Here is a 19,521-nt window from a genome sequence, read left to right on the forward strand (position 1 = left end):
AAGCTCCGAGCAGTGACGGAGCGGATCGTCGGTCACCTGCCGCAGCAGCGTGGGATTGGTCGTGAAACCTCTGATGAGACCGTCCTCGGCGGCTACCCGTATCTGCTCGGAGTCGCCGGAATCCATATAGACAGACGTCAAAGCACTATCTTTCCGATAGGAGGGTATTCGTCGACAGGATTTCAGCCCGAGGCTGCGATCAGTAGAGCATGTGGCCGGAGGGCCTGCAACGTTTCATCGGCGCATGCTGATCTTCAAAGATGTGAACCGGCGGCGTGAGTGCGAGCTGTTAACAGATCCGAAACCCGGTTTTACGTCCCAGGTCGCCTGGACGGTAAAAGCGGCGCTGAACAGGCATCGGGCCAGCGAGGAGGTGTGTCGCCCGGCGGTGTCGATCGGCTCGGAAAGCGCGGGCCGCCGGGTCGCTCGGTTAAAATTGCGTAAACGATCATCGGCGCGTCAGGAGGTCACGGAATTGACGGGAGAGCCTTGTGGCCATGGAGCGCGCGGAATCGCGGATCGCCATTATCGGAGGTTGGCCGTCGCTGGGATCGATGTGGCGACGGCTCCGTGAGAGGGCTCATCGGAGGAGGCTTCTCAACGAGAATGGGCAGGCTCCTGGACCGGTATAGACCGAGCCTACTCGACCGGTACAGTGGCCGCCACCGGAGCGAGTCCCCGGCCGGCGACGATCTTCAGCCTCGGTAGCCGTGCTGGTGGCCGCCGCCCTGCGGGGACGTGCCGTACGAGTGCGGGGAGCCGCCGGCGGCCGGCCCGGTGTGCAGGATCGCCGTCGGAGCATCGGCCATGCTCCCCGCGGGCGGCGCCGGCAGCCAGGCCGCCGGGGGAGCGGCCGCCTCCGCCACCGCACTCGGTGCGTTCCTCCGTCGCACCAGCACCAGTGCGAGCGCGCCCAGGCCCGCGGCGACCAGCAGGCCGCCCAGGAGGAACATCGAGGTGCTGCCGCCCTCGTCACTGGCGGCCGTGAACGCGGGTGGCGTCGCCGCGGGAACCGCGTCCTCGGCTGCCGCGGCGAGAGGGCTCGCCTCCGTGGTGGGCGACGGCGGGGTCGTGGTGGGCGATGCCACCGCGGCGAGGGTCAGTCGCACCGTCGCGACGTCACCGGCACCGGCACGCACGGTCGCGCGGGCGGTGCGGTAGCCGTCCATGGACGCGCGGACCGTGATGGATCCCTCGGCGATCGTCCGGCCGGCCTTGGAGGTGATCGAGAACTGGCCGCTGCGGTTGCTGGTCGTCCGGTACTCGTGACCGGCGCTGTCCCGGATGGTCAGGTCCGCGCCGCCGATCGCCTTTCCGTCGGCGTCGCGGACCCGGCCGGAGACCCCACTCACCCCGGCCGCCGGTGCGGCCCCGCCGGTGGGCGAGGCACCCGGCCCGTGGACGTAGACCATCTTGTAGGCGTAGCTGTTCTGCCCGGCGAGCCGCACACCGATCGAGATGTTGAGACCGGTGGTCTCGCCCGGGCGGGCCTCCGGGGCGACGAGCGTCGCGTCGAAGGTCTGGCTCCGGCCCGGCCCGAGCTTCGGCTCCGCCCGGCAGCCGGCGGTGCACCGCAGGCCGCCGCCGACCACCACGATGGCCGTCTCGGCCCGGCCGCCGTTGTTGGTGACGCGGAACCGCACGCGCACCACCTCGCGGGGTTTCACGTTCTCCGCGGACACGCTCAGGATGCTCACCGTCTCCGGCGCGGCGGTCGCCGGTGCCGCCACCGCGAGCGTCCCTCCGGCCAGCGTGGCCAGTACGGCCGCCCGGGCCCATCGGACACGTGAGCGCGTCGTCACTTCCACCACCTTCGCCGAGAGCGGGCACCATCGGTCGATGGAGCCGCGGGCCACTATGCCCTGTGCGGGACGGGTTGCGCGACCCGCTCCGCTCGCAGCGTCTCGGGCGGACCCGGTCGACGCCCGTGGGCTCGGCCGGCGGCCACTAATCGGTTGCCCGCCGCGGCGGGTCTGCCTAGATTGCCGGTCATGCACGACACCGACGGGTGCGCCGGATGAGCAGCCGCCTGCGCGAGATCGCCCGGCGGACCGTCGAGATCGCCGAAGCCGGACGCTATCGCAACGACGCCGGTGACGACGTCGAGATCGGGGCGGCGGTACGCGCCGCGGTCGCCGGCACCCGTCACCACCCGCCGGACGAGATGCTCCCGTCGAGAGACGCGGAGCCGGGTGCCGGCGCCGTGGAGGTGACGTACGAGTCGACGTTGCAGGCCGCCCACCGGCTCGGGTCCGGTGCGGCGTGCCTGGTGTTCGCGTCGGCGAAGAACCCGGGTGGCGGGTTCCTGGGCGGGGCGCAGGCGCAGGAGGAGAGCATCGCCCGCTCGTCGGCGCTCTACCCGTGCCTGCTCGCGGCGCCGGACTTCTACGCCTTCCACCGGGCGCAGCGGGACCTGCGGTACAGCGACCGAGTCGTCTACTCCCCGGGCGTGCCGGTGTTCCGCGACGACAAGGGCCATCTGCTCGACCGGCCGTACGACGCGTCCTTCCTGACCGCGGCGGCGCCCAACCTGGGCGCGATCCTGCGCAACCAGCCGGACCACGCCGCCGATGTGCCGGCGGTGCTGGCGCGGCGTGCCCGGCGGGTGCTGGAGATCGCGGCCGCGTACGGGCACCGGACCCTGGTGCTGGGCGCCTGGGGGTGCGGGGTGTTCCGGAACGACCCGGCCGCCGTGGCGGGCGCGTTCGCCGGCGCGCTCCGGGTGGTCGACCGGTTCGACCTCGTGGTGTTCGCCGTTCGCGACGGGCTGCCGGGCACACCGGTGTACCGCACGTTCGCGGAACGCTTTTCGGTAGGTTTGTCGCATGAGTGACGACACCTTCCGGTCGGTGGAGATCGAGCGAACCAGCGTGGGCAGATACGTCGCGCGCAACCCCCGTGGCGGCGAGCTGCAGATGGGTGCGGGGGAGGACGGGACCTTCACGCCGGTGGAACTGCTGCTCGCAGCGCTCGGTGGCTGCAGCGCGGTGGACGTCGACCACGTGACGAGCCGGCGTGCCGAACCGACCCGGTTCGACGTCACGGTGAGCGGCGACAAGATCCGTGACCCGGAGGCGGGGAACCGGATGGAGAACCTCACCGTCACGTTCGCGGTGACGTTCCCGGACGGCGCCGGCGGTGACCGGGCCCGCGAGGTGCTGCCACGCTCGCTGCGGCAGTCGCACGACCGGCTCTGCACCGTGTCCCGGACGGTGGAGCTGGGCAGTCCCGTCTCCATCGTGGACGCGACGGCCGCCCCGGACTCGACCGAACCGCGCTGAGTGGTGGAGGAGGTGCCCGCCGGACGCGGCTGCCAGCCTCCCGATTACCTTGACACCCGTCTATGTTAACGAGAACATTGCCGTAACTTGACGGTAATGCCGTTGCCACGAGCGTCACGGGTGAGGCGAGCAGCCGCGGCCGGCCGGTGACGACCAGGCGCAGGAGGTTCTCGGTGACAGCGACCGCTCGGAGGACGCGTACGGCGGCGGTAGTGGTCCCGGCGGCACTGGTCCTCGCCGCGGGGGTGGTGGCCGGGATGCCCCCGGCGTCGGCGGCGACGGTGGACACGTCCGCGTCGTACGTGGTCGTCAACCGGCACAGCGGCAAGGCGATGGACCTGTACGACTGGTCGACGGCGGAGAACGCGCCGGTGAACCAGTGGACACGCAACGACCTCGCGGTGCAGCAGTGGCAGTTCCTGGACGCCGGTGGCGGGTTCTACAAGGTGCGGTCCCGGCACAGCGGGAAGGTGCTGGAGTTGCCGAGCGGCGGCGACGGCACCCAGCTCGTGCAGAGCACCGACCGGTCGTCGGCCACGCAGCAGTTCCGGTTGCAGGACTCCGCGGGCGGGTTCGTGCGGTTCGTGAACCGGCAGTGGGGCAAGGCCGTCGACGTGTGGCAGTGGTCGACCGCGGACGGAGGGCGGCTGGCCGGCTACGCCGATCTGGACGGCGCCAACCAGCAGTGGCAGCTGATCCGCCTGGGCGGCGGAACGCCGACCACCCCGGCGCCTGCCTACCCGCAGCCCGGCCGGGTGACCGGTGACGTCGGCGTCCACGACCCCACTGTGGTCAAGCGACCCGACGGCGCCTACCTCGTCGCGCACACCGGCGACGGCATCGCGCTGAAGACCTCCACCGACCGGGTCGCCTTCCGTAACGCGGGCGCCGTCTTCCCCGGCGGCGCGCCGTGGACCACCACGTACACCGGGGGAGCGCGCAACCTCTGGGCGCCGGACCTGTCGTACCGCAACGGGCGCTTCTACCTCTACTACTCGGCGTCGACGTTCGGCTCCAACCGCTCGGCGATCTTCCTGGCCACCAGCACCACCGGGACCTCCGGGAGCTGGACCCACGAGGGACTGGTCGTCGAGTCGCGGACCTCGGACGACGTCAACGCCATCGACCCGAACCTCACAGTCGACGACCAGGGCCGCTGGTGGCTCACCTTCGGCTCGTTCTGGTCCGGCATCAAGATGATCCCGATCGACCCGGCCACCGGACGCCGGCTCGGCACCGCCACGTACGCGCTCGCGAACTACGGCCCCGGCATCGAGGCGCCCGTCCTGGTCAAGCGCGGCGCCTGGTACTACCTGTACGTCTCGTTCGACCGCTGCTGCCAGGGCGCCGCCAGCACGTACCGGATCATGGTCGGTCGTTCGGCGAGCCCCACCGGGCCGTTCGTGGACCGCACGGGCCGGGACATGCTCGCCGGGGGCGGCACGCAGATCCTGGCCTCGCACGGCAGCGTGCACGGCCCCGGCCACCAGGCGGTCCTCGCCGACACCGACGGCGACGTCCTCTTCTACCACTACTACGCCGACGACGGCGCGTCGCTGCTCGGCGTCAACCGCATCGGCTACGACGCCGCGGCCTGGCCCTACGTCTACTGATCCCCGGCCACCAGGGAGGGCGCGCATGTCGCCTCGGCACCTACTCCGCCCGGCCCGCCGTACCGTCGAACCGGCCCGCACCGTCGAACCGGCCCGCCGGCGCCTGCGGCCGATCCTGGCCGCGGCGCTCGCGCTGCTCACCACCTCGGCCGGCCTCGCCGTGCCCGGCCCCGCGCAGGCGGCGCCCGCGGTGAACTACACCAACCCGCTGGTGAACCAGCGGGCCGACCCGCACATCGTCCGGCACACCGACGGCTACTACTACATGACCGCGACGGTGCCGCAGTACGACCGGATCGTGCTCCGGCGGGCCACCACGCTCCAAGGGCTGGCCACCGCCACCGAGACGACGATCTGGCGCCGGCACGCCAGCGGTGAGATGGGCGCCCACATCTGGGCCCCGGAGATCCATTTCATAAACGGCAAGTGGTACGTCTACTTCGCCGCCGGGCGGACCGACGACGTGTGGCGGATCCGGATGTACGTGCTGGAGAACTCCAGCGCGAACCCGCTGACGGGCTCGTGGACCGAACGCGGCCGGATCACCACGCCGTGGGACACCTTCAGCCTGGACGCCTCGACGTTCGTGGTGAACGGGGCGCGCTACCTGACCTGGGCCCAGCAGGAGCCGGGCATCTCCACCAACTCCAACGTCTACCTGGCCCGGATGGGTGCCGAACCGTGGCAGATCACCGGTCCGGTGGCCCGGCTGGTCGTGCCGACGTACGACTGGGAGACCCGCGGTTACCGGGTGGCCGAGGGACCGACGGTGATCCAGCGCAACGGCCGGGTCTTCCTCACGTACTCGGCCAGCGCCACCGACGCGAACTACTGCCTCGGCATGCTCACTGCGTCGGCCGGCGCGAACCTGCTCGACCCCGCCGCCTGGAGCAAGAGCCCGGCCCCGGTGTTCACCACTAACGCCGCGACCGGCCAGTACGGCCCCGGCCACAACTCCTTCACCGTCTCCGAGGACGGGCAGAGCGACATCCTGGTCTACCACGACCGCAACTACCGGGACATCAGCGGCGACCCGCTCGACGACCCGAACCGGCGGACCCGGATCCAGAAGCTGTACTGGAACGCCGACGGCACCCCGAACCTCGGCATCCCCGTGCCCGACGGAGCCACACCGGTCCGGCTGCGCTCGCACGACCTGACCGCGAGCTACGTCCGGCACTACGACTACCGGGCCCGGGTCGAACCGAACGTCACCAACCTCGCCGACTCGCAGTTCCGCGTCGTCCCCGGCCTCGCCGGCGCCGGATCGGTGTCCCTGGAGTCGACCAACTTCCCCGGCTACTACCTGCGGCACCGGGCTTTCGCCCTCTACGTCGAACGCGACGACGGCTCGGCCCTGTTCGACGGCGACGCGAGCTTCCAGCGCCGCACCGGCCTGGCCGCGGCCGACGGGCTCTCGCTCGAATCACAGAACTATCCCGGCCGGTACGTCCGCCACCGGGACGGACTGCTCCAACTCGAAACGGTGAGTACGAGCGCCGACCGGGCGGCGGCCACCTTCCACCTGGAGTAGGCGCCCCGACAACCGCTGCGCGGCACCCAGCCGGTCAGTCGCGGGGTAGCACGCCACGAGGTCAAGGGTCACCCTCGGCTGGTCACCTCCAGCCCGCAGTCGTACGAGGTAGCCGTCCAGCAGCGGCTCTGGGCCGTGTCCGAGGACCTCACCGGGGTGCGGTTCCCCGTCCGGCCCGGGCAGCGCCCGGTACCCGAATTCGGTGGCGGCGATCGTGGCGGACGGGCAAGGTAGGACTGCACACCGGCGGCGAGCGCCGCCGTGACGACGACGACCAGGAGAGACAATGCGAGCAGCTTCCACGCTTCGGACCCTTGCCCGTCCTACCGTGGAGCTCCGCCTTGACCCTGTTGAACCTCGGAATCGTCGCGCATGTTGACGCCGGAAAGACCAGCCTGACCGAACGCCTGCTCTACGAGGCGGGCGCGGTGGCCGAGCCGGGCAGCGTCGACGCCGGCACGACGCGGACCGACTCGATGGAGCTGGAACGCCGCCGCGGCATCACCATCCGGGCGGCCGTCACGTCGATCACCATCGGCGACCTGAGCATCAACCTGCTGGACACCCCCGGCCACCCCGACTTCATCGCGGAGGTCGAGCGTTCCCTCGCCGTGCTGGACGCCGCCGTGCTCGTGGTGTCCAGCGTGGAAGGCGTCCAGCCGCAGACCGTCGCCATCTGGCGGGCTCTGCGCCGCATCGGCGTACCGACGGTGTTCTTCTTCAACAAGGTCGACCGCGGCGGTGCCGACGTCGACCGGGTGGCGGCCCAGGTGCGGCAGCGGCTCGGGGCGCGGCCGGTCCTGCTCACCACGATTTCCGGCCAGGGCACACGCGAGGCCCGGGCGCGGGCCGTGGACCTGAACGCCGAGCCCGTGGTGGCGGAGGTGGCGGAGGTCGACGACGCGGTGGCGGCGCGCTGGCTGACCGACCGGCCGGTCCGCGTCCGCGACGTCCGGCGGGCGATCCGGCGCGCGGTGCGCCACGCGGACCTGATCCCGGCCGTGTGCGGTTCGGCGATCACCGGCACCGGGGTACGGCAGTTGTGCGACGTCCTGGCCGACCTGCTGCCGTACGGCGAGGCGGCGGACGGCCCGCCTTCGGGCACCGTCTTCGCCGTCGACCGGGACGGGCACGGCCGGCGCGTCTGGCTGCGGTTGTGGTCCGGGCGCCTACGGGTGCGGGACCGGGTGCGGCTCGACGGCGGCCGCCCGGAGCCGGTGACCGAGATCGCCGTCATCGAGCCCACCGGTGTGCTGGTGCGCCCGTCGGTCTCCGGCGGCCAGATCGCGGCGGTACGCGGGGTGCCGGCCCGGATCGGCCAGCACATCGGCGACCCGCCGCGGCGGGTCGGCTACCGGTTCCCGCCGCCGACCCGGCAGTCGGTCGTCGAACCGGTCGACCCGGGGCAGCGCCTGGCGATGTTCGCCGGACTGGCCGAACTGGCCGACGAGGACCCGCTCGTGGACCTGCGCCTCGACGAGCAGCAGGCGGAGGCGGTGATCCGCCTGCACGGCGAGGTCCAGAAGGAGGTGCTGGCCGCCCTGATGGAGGACCGGTACGGCGTCCGGGTGCGGTTCTCCGGCACGCTCACCGCCTGCATCGAACGGGTCGCCGGCACCGGCGCCGCCGAGGAGCGGATGCGGGAGCGCGGTAACCCGTACCTGGCCGGGCTGGGGTTGCGCATCGAGGCCGCGCCGACCGGGCACGGCATCGAGTTCCGTCCCGGGATCGAGCCGGGACGGCTGCCACCGGCCTTCGTCGCCGCCACCGAGGAGGGCGTACGGGCTGCGCTGCGGCAGGGCCGGCACGGCTGGCCGGTCACCGACTGCACGGTCACCATGACGGCGTCCCGGTACGCACCCCGGCAGAGCCGGCCGCACCAGAAGTTCGACAAGTCGATCTCGACGGTGGCGGCGGACTTCCGCAACCTCGCCCCGGTCGTGTTCGCCGCCGCGCTGCGGCAGGCCGGCACGCGGGTGTGCCAGCCGATCGAGCGGTTCGACGTCAACCTGCCCCGGCACGCGGTGGAGACGGTGCTGGCGCTGCTCGGCCGGCTCGGCGCGGTCGTCCACGACACCGCCGTCGTCGGCGGCTACCTGGAGGTGAGCGGCACCCTGCCGTCCGCCCGGGTGCCGCGGGTCGTCGCCGCCCTGCCCGACCTCACCGGCGGCGAGGCGGTCCTGACCACCACCTTCGACCACTACGCGCCGGTCACCGGCGAGGAACCGCCGACGCTGCCCCGGCGCGGACCCGACCCGGACGACCGGGAGGCGTGGTTCCGGGCCGTACCGAGGTAGGCGGCGGCCGGGCGGCGACGGGCACTCTCCGGCTAGGATCACCGCGCCCGCCGCCGCCCGCATCCGCTGGAGCCCCGCTGTCCCCGCAGCCGGCCACTCACCTCACCCGGCGAGTCCGCCGGGTGCTGGCAGTGGTGTGCCTGCTCGTCGTGGCCGGGCTACCCGCCGGGTCGGCGGCGGCCGGCGACACCGGGCCGGGAACGCTGCGGGTGCTTCAGATGAATCTCTGCAACAGCGGCCGGGCCGGCTGCTACACCGGCCGGGCCGTCCCGCGGGCCGCCGAGGTGATCGCCGCGGAACTGCCCGACGTGGTCACGCTCAACGAGGTCTGCCGCGACGACGTGGTGACGCTCGGGCGTACGCTGCGGGCCGCCCGTGCCGGCGGCACGATGGTGTCCGCGTTCCAGGCCGCCGGTGACCGCCCCGCCGGCGGCCCCACCCGGTGCGACAACGGCGAGCCGTACGGGATCGGGTTGCTGGCCCGCCTCGACGCCCGCGACGCGCGGCCGTCGGTGCACCGGGGGACCTATCCGGCGCAGGACCTGACCGATCCCGAGGAGCGGGTCTGGCTCTGCGTCCGGGCCGACGGGCTGCACGCCTGCACCACGCACCTGGCGAACACCAGCGGCCAGGTGGCGCTGGCCCAGTGCGGTGAGTTGCTCGGCGCGGTGGTGCCGGAGACCCGGGGCGACGGGGACGCGCCGACCGTTCTCGGCGGTGACCTCAACCTGCGGGCCGGTGGCATGCCGGACGTGCGGTCGTGCGTGCCGGTGGGCTACCGGCGGATCGACGACGGGGCCCGGCAGCAGATCCTGGCGTCGAGCGGCGTGACGATCTGCTGCCGCCGCTCGGTGGACATGCGCGGGACGACCGACCATCCGGCGCTGGTGGCGACCATGATCCGCTCCTGGCCGGTGCCGCCACCGGGGCGGTACTGACCGAGGTCCGCGGACGCGCGGCGGAATTTGTCCGCCGGCCGTGCAACGTCCCGGGCGGGCGTGGCCGTTCTACCTCCGTCACGAGGAGGCAGTCGATTGAAAGCCGAAGACGAGCAAGCGTTCCGCGAGTTCGTGACGTCACAGATGGCGTCCCTGCGCAAGCTGGCGTACATGACCTGCGGCGACTGGCACACCGCGGAGGACGCCGTGGCCAATGCGCTGGTCAAGCTCTATCCACGCTGGCGGAAGCTGGAGCGGCCCGACCTCTACGTCAAGACCATGGTCTACCGGGCCGCGATCGACGAGACCCGCCGGCCCTGGCGGCGCGAGCGATCGGCCGGCGACGCCATGCCGGACGTCACGGTGCGGGACACGGCGGCGGTGACGGACGAGCGGATGCGCCTGCGGGCAGCGCTCGAAGCCGTCCCGGCGCGGCAACGGGCCGCCGTCGTGCTCCGGCACTACATGGACCTGAGCCTGGAGGACACCGCCGCCGTCCTCGACTGCACGGTCGGCACGGCCAAGAGCCAGGTCTCCCGTGGGCTGGCGAAGCTGCGCGAGTCACTCGGCGGCGAACACCTCAATCTCACCGGCATGCCGATGGAGGAGTGGACAAATGCAGTTGCGTGAACTGGTGGACGCCGTGACCGGCGACGAGCCGCCGATGGGCCGTACCGTCGACGACATCGTCGCGGCCGGCCGGCACGCCGAACGGCGCCGCCGGACCCGGTTCGCGACAGTCGGCGCCGCGGCCCTCGTCGCGGTGGCGGTCGCCGGCGCGATCACCGTGCCGATCCTGGGTGCGAGGCGTACCGCCGGGGAGAACTCGGCGCTGTCCGGTGCGCCTCGTCCGGGCGTCAGCCCCTGGCCCGACGCCTCGCCGTTCACCTTCACCTTCACCGGGTACGACGCCGGCACGCTGCACGTGCAGGACCCGATCGTCGTGTCGACCGCATACCAGATCGCCTCCGTCTACTCCGACCGTCACACCTCGAACGACAGGCCCGTCAGCAGGGACGAGGCCGAGGCGATCGAGCAGGAGAAGAGGGCCGCCGGGGCGAAGCCTGCGCTCTGGGCCTACCTGACCGTCTACCGGCCCGGCGCCTTCGACCCGGCAGCGATCAAGGCCGCGCGGAACGTCACGGTGGCCGGACGCAAGGCGGTGCAGGGGAGGCTGCCGGTCGGCCTCGACCCGAGGAACCCGCTGGATCCGGGCAACAAGCTGTTCGCCTGGGAGTACGCCCACAACGCCTGGGCGGCCGTCACGTCGATCTCCGACGACCCGGCGACGCCGAGCTTCGAGGATCTGAGCGGCCTGGTCGCGGGTCTGAAGCCGGCCGGGCCGACGCCGGCTCCGCTGCCGTTCACTGTGGGCTACGTGCCGAAGGGTTACGTGCCGTTGCAGGTCGGCACGCACGCCATGCCCGGCCTGAGCGGCATCGCCACCGCCCGCGCCGGTGACTACGGCGGCGCGACGTACACCAGGCCCATGCGCCCCTCGGGCCTGACCGCGCCGTTCGACTCGGTCGAGGGCGCCGTCAGGGACGGGTTCCACATCTTCGTCACGCCGAGCACCAGCTCCAACCAGTCACCGGAGCCCGGTGCGACGAGGTGCTACCCGGTGCCGGGCGCCGGTGGCGGGTTCTGCAACATCTGGAGCGCCGACGGCACAGTCGTCGTCCAGGTCAGCTCCCAGGGCCTCGGCGGCCGGCTGCCCCAGGCCGAGCTGCTGAAGATCGCCGAGGGGATCACCGTCGCCGACGACGTGCGGGACGAGGCGACCTGGACGCCCGCCCTGGACGCCCTGACGCCCTGACACCCGCCGGCACTGAACGATCGCGGTGACGGTGGGAGCGGCGACCGCTCCCACCGTCACCACGGGATCAGAGGAACCGCCAGCGCTGGTGCGCGGCCCCGGTGTCGTCGGCGAGGACGGCCTGCGCGCCCTGGGCGCCGGAACCGCCGCTGAGCCCGAGCACCCGGCCCCCGTTCGCACACTGGATCCGGAACCAGCCGCCTCCGCCGAACCGCAGCCGCCACCTGTGGTCGGCGGTGCCGTTGTCGGCCCACTGGACGATCCGGGCGCCCGCCGCGCTCGAACCGCCCTCGACGCCCAGCACCTTGCCGCTGTTGCCGTTGCGCAGTCGCAGGTAGCCACCGGTGTCCACCAGGGCGGTCCAGAGGTGGTCGGCGGTGCCGGTGTCGCCCCACTGGATGACCGGCCCGCCGTCGGCGGTGGACATGTCCTGCACGCCGAGCACCAGACCGCTGCCGAGGTTCTGGATCCGCCGCGCCCCGTTGGGCAGGAACCGCCACTGGTTGTCCAGGCTGCCGTTGTCCGGGTCCTGCACGGCGAACGCGCCCTGGGCGGTCGAGCCGCCGGAGATGCCGAGCAGCTTGCCGGTGTGGACGTTGCGCAGCTTGTGGCTGCCGTCGCCGACGTCGACCACCGTCCACAGGTGGTCGGCGGTGCCGTTGTCGGCCCACTGGAGGATCCGGGCGCCGTCGGCGGTGGACATGTTCTCCACACCCAGCACCTTGCCGCTGTTGACGTTGCGCAGGCGCAGCGCCGAACCGTCGACCACCGGCTGCCAGTCGTGGTCGGCGGTGCCGGTGTCGCCCCACTGCAGGGCGAGCCCGCCGTCGGCGGTGGACATGTTCTGGATGCCGAGCACAAGCCCGCTGGCGGCGTTGGCCAGCCGGAAGCTCGCCTCACCGCCGCCACCGCCCGCGCCGACCCGCCAGTAGACCGTGTAGTTGTGCCCGTGGGCGTCGTAGAACGGGCCGAGGTTGACCGTGGCGCCGTCGGCCCGGGCGGTGAACGCGAGGCTGCCCGCGCCGGTGCGGGTGACCGAGGCGGGGTCCAGCGTCGGTAGGGCGCTCAACGTGGTGTTGCCGTAGTTGCCGGAGAGCACCACGGGTCCGTACGTGACGGCCTGCACCGCGGCGTCGTCGTTGGCGGCGACGGTGACCACCCGCATCGGCAGCCGGACCGTCACCGTGTCGCCGGAGGTCCAGGCGCGGGTCAGCACGGCGTAGGTGCCCGGCGTGGCGGCGATGCCCGCCGCGACGCCGTTGACGCTGACGCTCGCCCCACTGGTCCACGCCGGGATCCGGATCCGCATGCTCCACGACCCGTCCACCGAGCCGGTGACGGTGAGCGTGGTGGTGTCGCCGACCGGGTACGAGGTGGCCTGGGTGACGGTGATGCCGCGCTGGCTCCAGGTGAGCACCGACGGGGCGAACAGGTTGACCGTCAACGTGGTGCCGTTGTGGAAGTAGATCGCGTCCGCGAGCGTGGTGTTGGTCTCCAGCCCGGTGCCCTGGCAGCACCAGAAGGAGTTGTAGTCGGTGCTCCAGGTGCCCCCGCCCCACGCCGGGCCGACACCGCGCCGCCCGCCCGGGTTGAGCGGGGTGAAGTAGGTGACGTGGCCGTGCGCGTCGGCCGGGTTCTGCTGGCCGATCATGTGGTTGAGCAGCGCGCGCTCGTAGAAGTCGGCGTACGCGACCCGGTCCGGGTCGAGCTGCCACAGCTCCCGGGTCAGCTTGAGCATGTTGTACGTGTTGCACGCCTCGCAGGTGTCGTTGCGCAGGTAGGCGGCGATCGCGTTCGGGGCGCGGAAGTGCTCGGCCTGGCTGTTGCCGCCGATGGCGTACGTGTGGGCGCCCACAGTGATGGCCCACGCGTTGGCGGCGATGTCGCGGTAGCGGGTGACGCCGGTGGCCTTGTACTCCCGGGCCGCGCCGATCCACTTGGGCACCTGCGTGTTGGCGTGCAGCCCGTTGAGCTGGTCGGAGTTCGCGGCGAGCGGGTTGAACACCGCGGCGTGGTCGAACCGCTGCGCGACGGTGAGCCAGCGCGCGTCGCCGGTCTGCTGGTAGAGGTCGGTCAGCACCGCGTTCATGCCGCCGAACTCGGTGCCGAGCATGGCCTGCATCTGCGACGAGGTGAGCCGGCCGGTGCGCTGGTCGACCCAGCCGGCCAGCGCCAGCAGCACGTCCCGCGCCTGGGTGCTGCCGATCAGCCGCCACACGTCGAGCAGCCCGGCCAGCGTCTTGTGGATGCAGTAGTACGGGACGTTGCCGTTGCTGAGCGTCCGCGCCTCCAGCGCGGTGAAGTCGGACTCCGGGAAGCCGGACAGGTAGCCGGCGCTGAACCCGGCCGCGCCGTTGTTGGCCTGGCAGCGGGCCAGCTCGGCGACCATGGTGAGCGCCTTGTCCCGGCAGGTGGTGTCGCCGAGCACCGCCCACGCCTGCGCCCAGGCGGTCAGGAAGTGCCCCTGCACGTGGGTGCGGAACGGGAAGTTCGGCGCGTCCCAGCCACCGTTGGCGGCGGCACCGCCGGTGGACAGGCGGTGGTTGGCCCGGAAGTTGTAGAGCAGCCGGTTCACGTCGACGAAGCGCAGGTAGGCGACCGTGCGGTTCTGGTTGTCCTGCCAGCGGCCGGCGGTCAGGCGTACCTGGCCGGGGTCGAACGCGTACGCGGACACGCCGATGTCGGGGCGGACCGGTGGCAGCGCGGCGTGCGCCGTACCCCCGGAGACGACGGATCCGGCGGCGGCGCCGGCGGTGGCCGCGACGGCGGTGGCGCCGGTGGCGCGGAGCAGGAAGCGGCGGTTCACCAGGGGAGCGGGCATGACGGCCTCCGTGGCGGGGGACGGTGGGTGGGGGACGGTGGTGGCGGGGGACGGTTACGCGGTGACCCGGAACGTGGCGTCCTGCCGGTCGAGCGCGGGGGAGCCGGCGTCGAGCGGGTCGATGCGCAGCCGGTAGTCGTAGTGCCGCAGGTAGCGGGTGGGGAAGTTGTGCGAGCGGAACGACGACCAGGTGCTGTCCGCCAGGCCGGCGGTGCGGTGGAAGGTGGCGTCGGCGCGGAACGTGGCGGTGCCGTCGTTCGGGTCCAGCCGGACCGCGTAGTCGTAGTGCCGCAGGTAGTTGCCGGGATAGTTGACCGACTCGAACGAGACGCCGGCGGAGTCGGCCAGGCCGGGGACCATGCGCCACATCTGGTCCTGGTAGGGGTCGAACGGGTACGCGTCGACGCGGGCGATCCGGTCGGCGTGCCGGACGTAGCGGTCGGGCAGGTTCGACGACTTGAGCCGGATCCAGTTGGGCGCGCCCCAGCGGTTGACCATCCCGGCGTACTCGGCGTCGGTGATGCCGATCATCGAGCCGTGCTTGGAGTTCAGCGGCGGGGTGTAGTCACGCTGGTTCAGCGGCGTCCACGAGTTGCCGGAGATGTTCGTCGTGGACCAGGCGTAGTAGTCGTTGTTGACCGGGCTGAACGAGTCGCCCCACAGCCGCCAGCCGCCCTCGTTCGTGCGCAGCAGCAGCGGCGCCTCGATCGCGTTGCCCTGCCGCAGCCCGCTGGTGTACGTGGTGAAGCTGTTCGGCGCGGCGGTGGTGGAGCGGGCGCCGTAGAGGTACTCGTCGTTGAGGTTCTTGTAGTAGAGGTACGTGGTGCCGCCGTCGACCACCACGTCGCCGTCGAGCACGCCGAAGCTCGGGCTGAAGTAGACCTGCGGGGCGCTGACGGTGCGGAAGTCGTTCGTGTAGTTGACCAGGAACACGTCCCGGCCGTTGTTCGCGGAGTAGACGACGGCGTACTGGCCCCGGGCGGCGTCCCAGAACGCGGTCGGCGCCCACGTGTGGGTGTCGAGCGTGTGCATCCGGATGCGCCGGTAGCCGGTGAACGCGGTCAGGTCGGCCGAGTCCCACACGTGCAGGTACTGACTGGTCAGCCCCCAGTTGGTGCCCTTGAGGTCGGTGGCCAGCACCACGAAGGTCCCGTCGGTCTTGCGAAGCACGAACGGGTCGCGCAGGCCGAGTTGCCCGGCGGTCGGGGTGACCACCGGGTTGTTCTGGTTCAGCGGCGTCCAGTTCAGGGCGTCCCGGCTGACGGCCAGGTGCAGGCCGTAGTCGGCGCCGAGGCCGTTCGGCGTCTCGGTGAAGTAGGCCATCGCGTAGGCGGTGTTCGCCGCCGCGAGCGCGCGGCGCGGCAGGCTGAGCGCGCCGGAGGCGGTGGCGGCGGCGGACAGGGCGCCGACCGTGAACGCACGTCGGGTCAGGGGCACGACGGGGGCCTTTCTCTGTGGTGGAGATGACGGCCGCGTTAACGCTAACAACGTCCCTTAGCCTGGCGTTCACATAGCTTGCTGTCAATGGATTCGTTAGCGTTCCCGCCGGCCGGCGCCGGGAACGCCGCAGGGCGGGCCGCCGACGCGGCCCGCCCTGCGCTGTCACCCTCCTCCCGGCGTCCGGCCGGGAGGAGGATCAGCGGTTGCGGTAGTGGTTCATGGCCAGGGTCACCCCGCTCGCCAGCGCCAGCGCGCCGAAGGCCGAACCGGCCCACGGGTTGTCCAGGACGCTCGACAGCGTCACGTTCGCCGCCACGCTGACGATGAGCACCAGCCACAGCAGCGGGCGCATCCGGGTGACGGGCGTCGTCGGGGCGGTGGTCTCGGCGGTACGGTCCAGGTCGTTCACGGCTGCCTCCTCGGGTGACGTCCTTGCCCCGTCGACGCTAGGCGCGCGGACGGCCGGCAACGATCCCGCCAGCACGACAGCCGAGGTACAGCAGGCTGTACTTTCCGTGCCCGGCCCTGCCGGGCGGCGACGGTGGTGACCTATCGTGGCGCCCGGGGGTGGGCCGGGATGGAGTACGTGCGCAGGCGGTTCCGCGCCTCGGTGGACGCGCTGGAACACCTGGTCGGCGGGCTGGGCACGGCCGTGCTGGCACTGGGCGCGTTGTTCGGGGTGATCGTCGTGGCGGCCGCCTGCGTCGGCGGGGTGGGGCTGCTGCTCGTACCCGGGATGCTGCGGGCGGTGCGGTCGGTGGCCGACCGCGAACGCGCCCGGCTGTCCCGGTGGGGACCGCCGATCCCGGCGCCCGGACCGGTGCCGGCCGGGCTGCGCTCGGCGCTGCGCGACCCGTTCGTCCGGCGGGAGCTGCGCTGGGTGGCCACCCACGGAACCGTCGGCTTCGGCGCCGGGCTGATCGCGCTCACGCTGCCGATCCACGCGGCGCAGGACATGACGTTCCCGCTGTGGTACCGGCTGGTGCCGCCGGAGGCCGGCGCTCCCGGGATCGGCTGGTGGCGCATCGACGGGCTCGGGGACGCGCTCGCGGTCGGCCTGCTCGGGATCGGGTGGCTGGTCCTCGCCGTCGCGGCCGGCCCGGCGCTGGCCCGGATCCAGGCCCGGCCGGGTCGTCGGCTGCTGCCCCCGCCACCCGGGTTCGACCTGTCGCTGCGGGTCGCCGAGCTGACCGCCACCCGGGCCGCCGCGCTCGACGCCCACGCGGTGGAGCTGCGCCGGATCGAACGCTCGTTGCACGACGGCACCCAGAACCGGCTGGTCGCGGTGAACGTGCTGCTAGGTGCCGCCCGGCGGGCGGTACGCCGTGACCCCGCCCGCGCCGACGAGATCCTGGAACGCGCCCAGAGCGCGGCCGAGCAGGCGCTCAGCGAGCTGCGTACGGTGGTGCGCGGCATCCTGCCGCCGGTGCTCGGCGACCGGGGCCTGGCCGGGGCGCTCACCGGACTCGCCGCGGAGTGCCCGGTGCCGTGCCGCCTGTCGGTGGACGTCGACGTGCGCTGCGCGGCGGCGGTCGAGGCCACCGCCTACTTCGTGGTGGCCGAGGCGCTGACGAACGTGGTCCGGCACAGTGGCGCCGACGGCGTGGAGGTCGCCGTGCGCCGCGCGGGGAACCGGCTGCTCGTGACGGTCACCGACGACGGGCGCGGGGACGCCGACGAGACGCGCGGCTCGGGCCTGACCGGCATCCGCCGCCGGGTCGAGGCGTACGACGGGCGGATGACGCTGACCAGTCCAGCGGGAGGACCGACGAGGATGCACGTGGAGCTGCCATGCGGATCGTGATCGCCGAGGACGACGCGCTGCTGCGCGAAGGGCTGGCGCTGCTGCTGCGCGCCGAGGACCTGGACGTGGTCGCGACCGCCGGCACGCCGGAGGAGTTCCTGACCGCCGTGGACGAGCACCGGCCGGACGTGGCGATCGTCGACGTGCGGATGCCGCCCACGCACACCGACGAGGGCATCGTCGCCGCGGTCGAGGCCCGCCGCCGCCTGCCGGGCCTCGCGGTGCTGGTCCTGTCCGCGTACGTCGAGCAGGCGTTCGCCACCGAGCTGTTCTCGGTCGGTGGCTCCGGGCTCGGCTACCTGCTCAAGGAGCGGGTGGGCCGGGTCGAGGAGTTCCTCGCCGCGCTGCAGCGCGTCGCGGCCGGCGGCAGCGTGATCGACCCCGAGGTGGTCGGGCAGCTGCTCGCCCGCAACCGACGGCCGGACACCGCGCTGGCCGAGCTGTCGCCGCGTGAGCACGAGGTGCTGGCGCTGATGGCCGAAGGGCTGGGCAACGGCGCGATCGCGGAACGGCTGTTCGTCACCGAGGGCGCCGTGCACAAGCACATCCGCAACATCTTCGCGAAGCTGAGCCTGCCGCCTGACGACCGCGCCGACCGCCGGGTCACCGCCGTGCTGCGCTACCTCGACGGCCGGCGGTAGGCGTGCGCACGCGCGCCGCCTCGCGGGGAGGCGGCGCGCGTGCGGATGACCCGGATCAGCGGCGGGTGCCGCACAGGGCCGCGTCGACGGTGCTGGTGACCGCCTCCAGCATCTCCAGGCCGGTCGGCAGCGCGGTCACCGTGACCACGGCGCTGCGCCCGTCCGTGGTGGACAGGTTGCGCGTCTCGAAGCCCTGGATGTCGCCGCCGTGTCCCCAGGCGTGACCGCCGCAGGGCAGCTCGTGCCGGGCGATGCCCAGGCCGTACTCCCAGACGCCGGTGGGCTCGAAATCGGGCGCCGGCACGGTGCGCGTCAGGGCCGCCTGCTGCGCCGGCTTGAGCAGCTTGCCCGCCAGCAGCGCCTCGAAGAACGCGCGCAGGTCAGACGGTGTCGAGACGAGCTGACCGGCGGCCCAGCCCAGCGACGGGTCCATCCGGGTCACGTCGACCCATGGTGCGCCGGGCTCCACCGCCACGTAGCCGCGCGGCAGCCGGCCGGGCAGGTCCTGCTCGCCGGTCTGCGGCCAGTACGTGTCGCGCAGCCGCAGCGGCTCGATGATCCGCCGGGTGATCTCCTCACCGACCGGGCGCTGGGTGACCCGCTCGACGATCAGCCCCGCCAGGACGAAGTTGGTGTTGCTGTACTCCCACCTCTCGCCGGGCGGGAAGCGCCGGGACTGGGTGAGCGCCTCGTCCACCAGCCGGCGCGGGTCGAAGTAGTCGCTGCGGCGGTCCACCAGGTCCTGCGTCTTGTCGAACACCACCTCGTCGTAGTCGGGCAGGCCGCTGGTCTGCTGCAGCAACTGGCGTACGGTGATCCGCCGCCCGTCGTTGCCGTTGGCGCGCACCACGCCGGGCAGGTAGCGCTCCACCGGGGCGTCCAGGTCGATCCGGCCCTCGCCGACGAGCTGGAGGACGACCACGGCGGTGAACGTCTTGGTGTTGCTGCCCACGCGCACCCGGGCGTCGCGCGGGATGCCGGCGCCGGTGCGCAGGTCACCGACACCGGCTGTGTAGTCGCGCACCCGGCCGCCGCTGCGTACGGAGGCCAGCGCCCCGGGGAAGCCGTGCTCGGTGACCAGGCCGTCCAGTCGCTGCTGGACGGCGTCGGCGGCGGGACGCCGGGTGTCGTTGGTGGTGGCGGACGCGGCGGGCACACCGAGCGCGGTGACGGTGAGCAGGGCCGTGGCGCCGACGGCGACCGGGCGGAAGGTACGGCGGGTCATGGGAACTCCTCGACGGGGTGAACGGGTACGGCTCAAGCCTCGAAGAATCGGGCTTTCCGCTCCATCCCGCCTGCTGCCGAACCGGGGTAGCGCTGGCACCACTTGAAGGCG

The 19,521-nt window shown here is 72.6% G+C and carries 16 protein-coding genes; 11 read left to right on the plus strand and 5 right to left on the minus strand.

The annotated features are described in order from the left end of the window. The first annotated feature begins 244 nt into the window (after positions 1–244). On the plus strand, positions 245–574 hold the full coding sequence (locus tag ACFYO8_RS26420; RefSeq protein ID WP_354872913.1) for a hypothetical protein: 330 nt from the start codon (positions 245–247) through the stop codon (positions 572–574). A 121-nt stretch (positions 575–695) separates the two neighbouring features. On the opposite strand, the gene ACFYO8_RS26425 is transcribed toward ACFYO8_RS26420, so the two are convergent. Further along, a complete protein-coding gene (locus ACFYO8_RS26425; protein ID WP_354872916.1) occupies positions 696–1,802 on the minus strand; it encodes a carboxypeptidase-like regulatory domain-containing protein in 1,107 nt (368 codons plus the stop codon). A gap of 215 nt (positions 1,803–2,017) precedes the next feature. Between ACFYO8_RS26425 and ACFYO8_RS26430 the strand changes: the two genes are divergently transcribed. The 8 genes from ACFYO8_RS26430 to ACFYO8_RS26465 all read left to right on the plus strand — a co-directional run bounded on the left by ACFYO8_RS26430 (position 2,018) and on the right by ACFYO8_RS26465 (position 11,479). Next, positions 2,018–2,833: a TIGR02452 family protein gene (locus ACFYO8_RS26430; protein WP_354872919.1), complete on the plus strand. Its 816-nt coding sequence runs from the start codon at positions 2,018–2,020 to the stop codon at positions 2,831–2,833. Then, the gene (locus tag ACFYO8_RS26435; protein ID WP_354872921.1) at positions 2,826–3,281 is read left to right on the plus strand and encodes an OsmC family protein; all 456 of its coding nucleotides are present in this window, start codon (positions 2,826–2,828) and stop codon (positions 3,279–3,281) included. The genes ACFYO8_RS26430 and ACFYO8_RS26435 overlap by 8 nt, the downstream gene beginning before the upstream one ends. Before the next feature lie 173 nt (positions 3,282–3,454). Further along, complete coding sequence (locus tag ACFYO8_RS26440) at positions 3,455–4,894, plus strand: family 43 glycosylhydrolase (protein WP_354872924.1); 1,440 nt, start codon at positions 3,455–3,457, stop codon at positions 4,892–4,894. A 25-nt stretch (positions 4,895–4,919) separates the two neighbouring features. Continuing rightward, positions 4,920–6,428, plus strand: coding sequence for a family 43 glycosylhydrolase (locus ACFYO8_RS26445; protein ID WP_354872926.1), 1,509 nt, complete (start codon positions 4,920–4,922; stop codon positions 6,426–6,428). A 341-nt stretch (positions 6,429–6,769) separates the two neighbouring features. After that, positions 6,770–8,725: a GTP-binding protein gene (locus ACFYO8_RS26450; RefSeq protein ID WP_387257693.1), complete on the plus strand. Its 1,956-nt coding sequence runs from the start codon at positions 6,770–6,772 to the stop codon at positions 8,723–8,725. 122 nt (positions 8,726–8,847) lie between these two features. Next, entirely contained in the window at positions 8,848–9,663 is an 816-nt protein-coding gene (locus ACFYO8_RS26455) for an endonuclease/exonuclease/phosphatase family protein (RefSeq protein ID WP_354872932.1), read from the plus strand. Between the two features lie 96 nt (positions 9,664–9,759). Then, positions 9,760–10,293: a SigE family RNA polymerase sigma factor gene (locus ACFYO8_RS26460; RefSeq protein WP_354872934.1), complete on the plus strand. Its 534-nt coding sequence runs from the start codon at positions 9,760–9,762 to the stop codon at positions 10,291–10,293. Continuing rightward, the gene (locus ACFYO8_RS26465; protein ID WP_354872937.1) at positions 10,280–11,479 is read left to right on the plus strand and encodes a hypothetical protein; all 1,200 of its coding nucleotides are present in this window, start codon (positions 10,280–10,282) and stop codon (positions 11,477–11,479) included. Before ACFYO8_RS26460 ends, ACFYO8_RS26465 begins: the two co-directional genes overlap by 14 nt. A gap of 67 nt (positions 11,480–11,546) precedes the next feature. On the opposite strand, the gene ACFYO8_RS26470 is transcribed toward ACFYO8_RS26465, so the two are convergent. The 3 genes from ACFYO8_RS26470 to ACFYO8_RS26480 all read right to left on the minus strand — a co-directional run bounded on the left by ACFYO8_RS26470 (position 11,547) and on the right by ACFYO8_RS26480 (position 16,149). Beyond that, positions 11,547–14,300: a beta-L-arabinofuranosidase domain-containing protein gene (locus tag ACFYO8_RS26470; RefSeq protein WP_354872940.1), complete on the minus strand. Its 2,754-nt coding sequence runs from the start codon at positions 14,298–14,300 to the stop codon at positions 11,547–11,549. A 54-nt stretch (positions 14,301–14,354) separates the two neighbouring features. Then, complete coding sequence (locus ACFYO8_RS26475; protein WP_354872942.1) at positions 14,355–15,737, minus strand: glycoside hydrolase family 43 protein; 1,383 nt, start codon at positions 15,735–15,737, stop codon at positions 14,355–14,357. A gap of 199 nt (positions 15,738–15,936) precedes the next feature. Continuing rightward, positions 15,937–16,149, minus strand: a complete 213-nt coding sequence (locus ACFYO8_RS26480; RefSeq protein WP_354872945.1) for a hypothetical protein — start codon at positions 16,147–16,149, stop codon at positions 15,937–15,939. A gap of 168 nt (positions 16,150–16,317) precedes the next feature. On the opposite strand from ACFYO8_RS26480, the gene ACFYO8_RS26485 reads away from it, so the two are divergent. Together ACFYO8_RS26485 and ACFYO8_RS26490 are read left to right on the plus strand one after the other, a co-directional pair. Beyond that, the gene (locus tag ACFYO8_RS26485) at positions 16,318–17,544 is read left to right on the plus strand and encodes a sensor domain-containing protein (RefSeq protein WP_354872947.1); all 1,227 of its coding nucleotides are present in this window, start codon (positions 16,318–16,320) and stop codon (positions 17,542–17,544) included. After that, positions 17,532–18,185, plus strand: coding sequence for a response regulator transcription factor (locus tag ACFYO8_RS26490; RefSeq protein ID WP_354872950.1), 654 nt, complete (start codon positions 17,532–17,534; stop codon positions 18,183–18,185). The genes ACFYO8_RS26485 and ACFYO8_RS26490 overlap by 13 nt, the downstream gene beginning before the upstream one ends. Positions 18,186–18,240: 55 nt before the next feature. Here the strand turns inward: ACFYO8_RS26490 and ACFYO8_RS26495 are convergent, their stop codons facing one another. Beyond that, positions 18,241–19,410: a serine hydrolase domain-containing protein gene (locus tag ACFYO8_RS26495; protein WP_387257696.1), complete on the minus strand. Its 1,170-nt coding sequence runs from the start codon at positions 19,408–19,410 to the stop codon at positions 18,241–18,243. Between the last annotated feature and the right edge of the window lie 111 nt (positions 19,411–19,521).

This window comes from Micromonospora sp. NPDC005257 (assembly GCF_042872445.1).
Lineage (GTDB): Bacteria > Actinomycetota > Actinomycetes > Mycobacteriales > Micromonosporaceae > Micromonospora.

What these genes read in the sequence shown, in the direction of transcription:
- ACFYO8_RS26430 (WP_354872919.1), top strand. Translation starts at nt 2,018, where the DNA reads ATGAGCAGCCGCCTGCGCGAGATCGCCCGGCGGACCGTCGAGATCGCC.
- ACFYO8_RS26495 (WP_387257696.1), bottom strand. Translation starts at nt 19,410, where the DNA reads ATGACCCGCCGTACCTTCCGCCCGGTCGCCGTCGGCGCCACGGCCCTG.
- ACFYO8_RS26485 (WP_354872947.1), top strand. Translation starts at nt 16,318, where the DNA reads ATGGAGTACGTGCGCAGGCGGTTCCGCGCCTCGGTGGACGCGCTGGAA.
- ACFYO8_RS26465 (WP_354872937.1), top strand. Translation starts at nt 10,280, where the DNA reads ATGCAGTTGCGTGAACTGGTGGACGCCGTGACCGGCGACGAGCCGCCG.
- ACFYO8_RS26490 (WP_354872950.1), top strand. Translation starts at nt 17,532, where the DNA reads ATGCGGATCGTGATCGCCGAGGACGACGCGCTGCTGCGCGAAGGGCTG.
- ACFYO8_RS26435 (WP_354872921.1), top strand. Translation starts at nt 2,826, where the DNA reads ATGAGTGACGACACCTTCCGGTCGGTGGAGATCGAGCGAACCAGCGTG.
- ACFYO8_RS26445 (WP_354872926.1), top strand. Translation starts at nt 4,920, where the DNA reads ATGTCGCCTCGGCACCTACTCCGCCCGGCCCGCCGTACCGTCGAACCG.
- ACFYO8_RS26470 (WP_354872940.1), bottom strand. Translation starts at nt 14,300, where the DNA reads ATGCCCGCTCCCCTGGTGAACCGCCGCTTCCTGCTCCGCGCCACCGGC.
- ACFYO8_RS26420 (WP_354872913.1), top strand. Translation starts at nt 245, where the DNA reads ATGCTGATCTTCAAAGATGTGAACCGGCGGCGTGAGTGCGAGCTGTTA.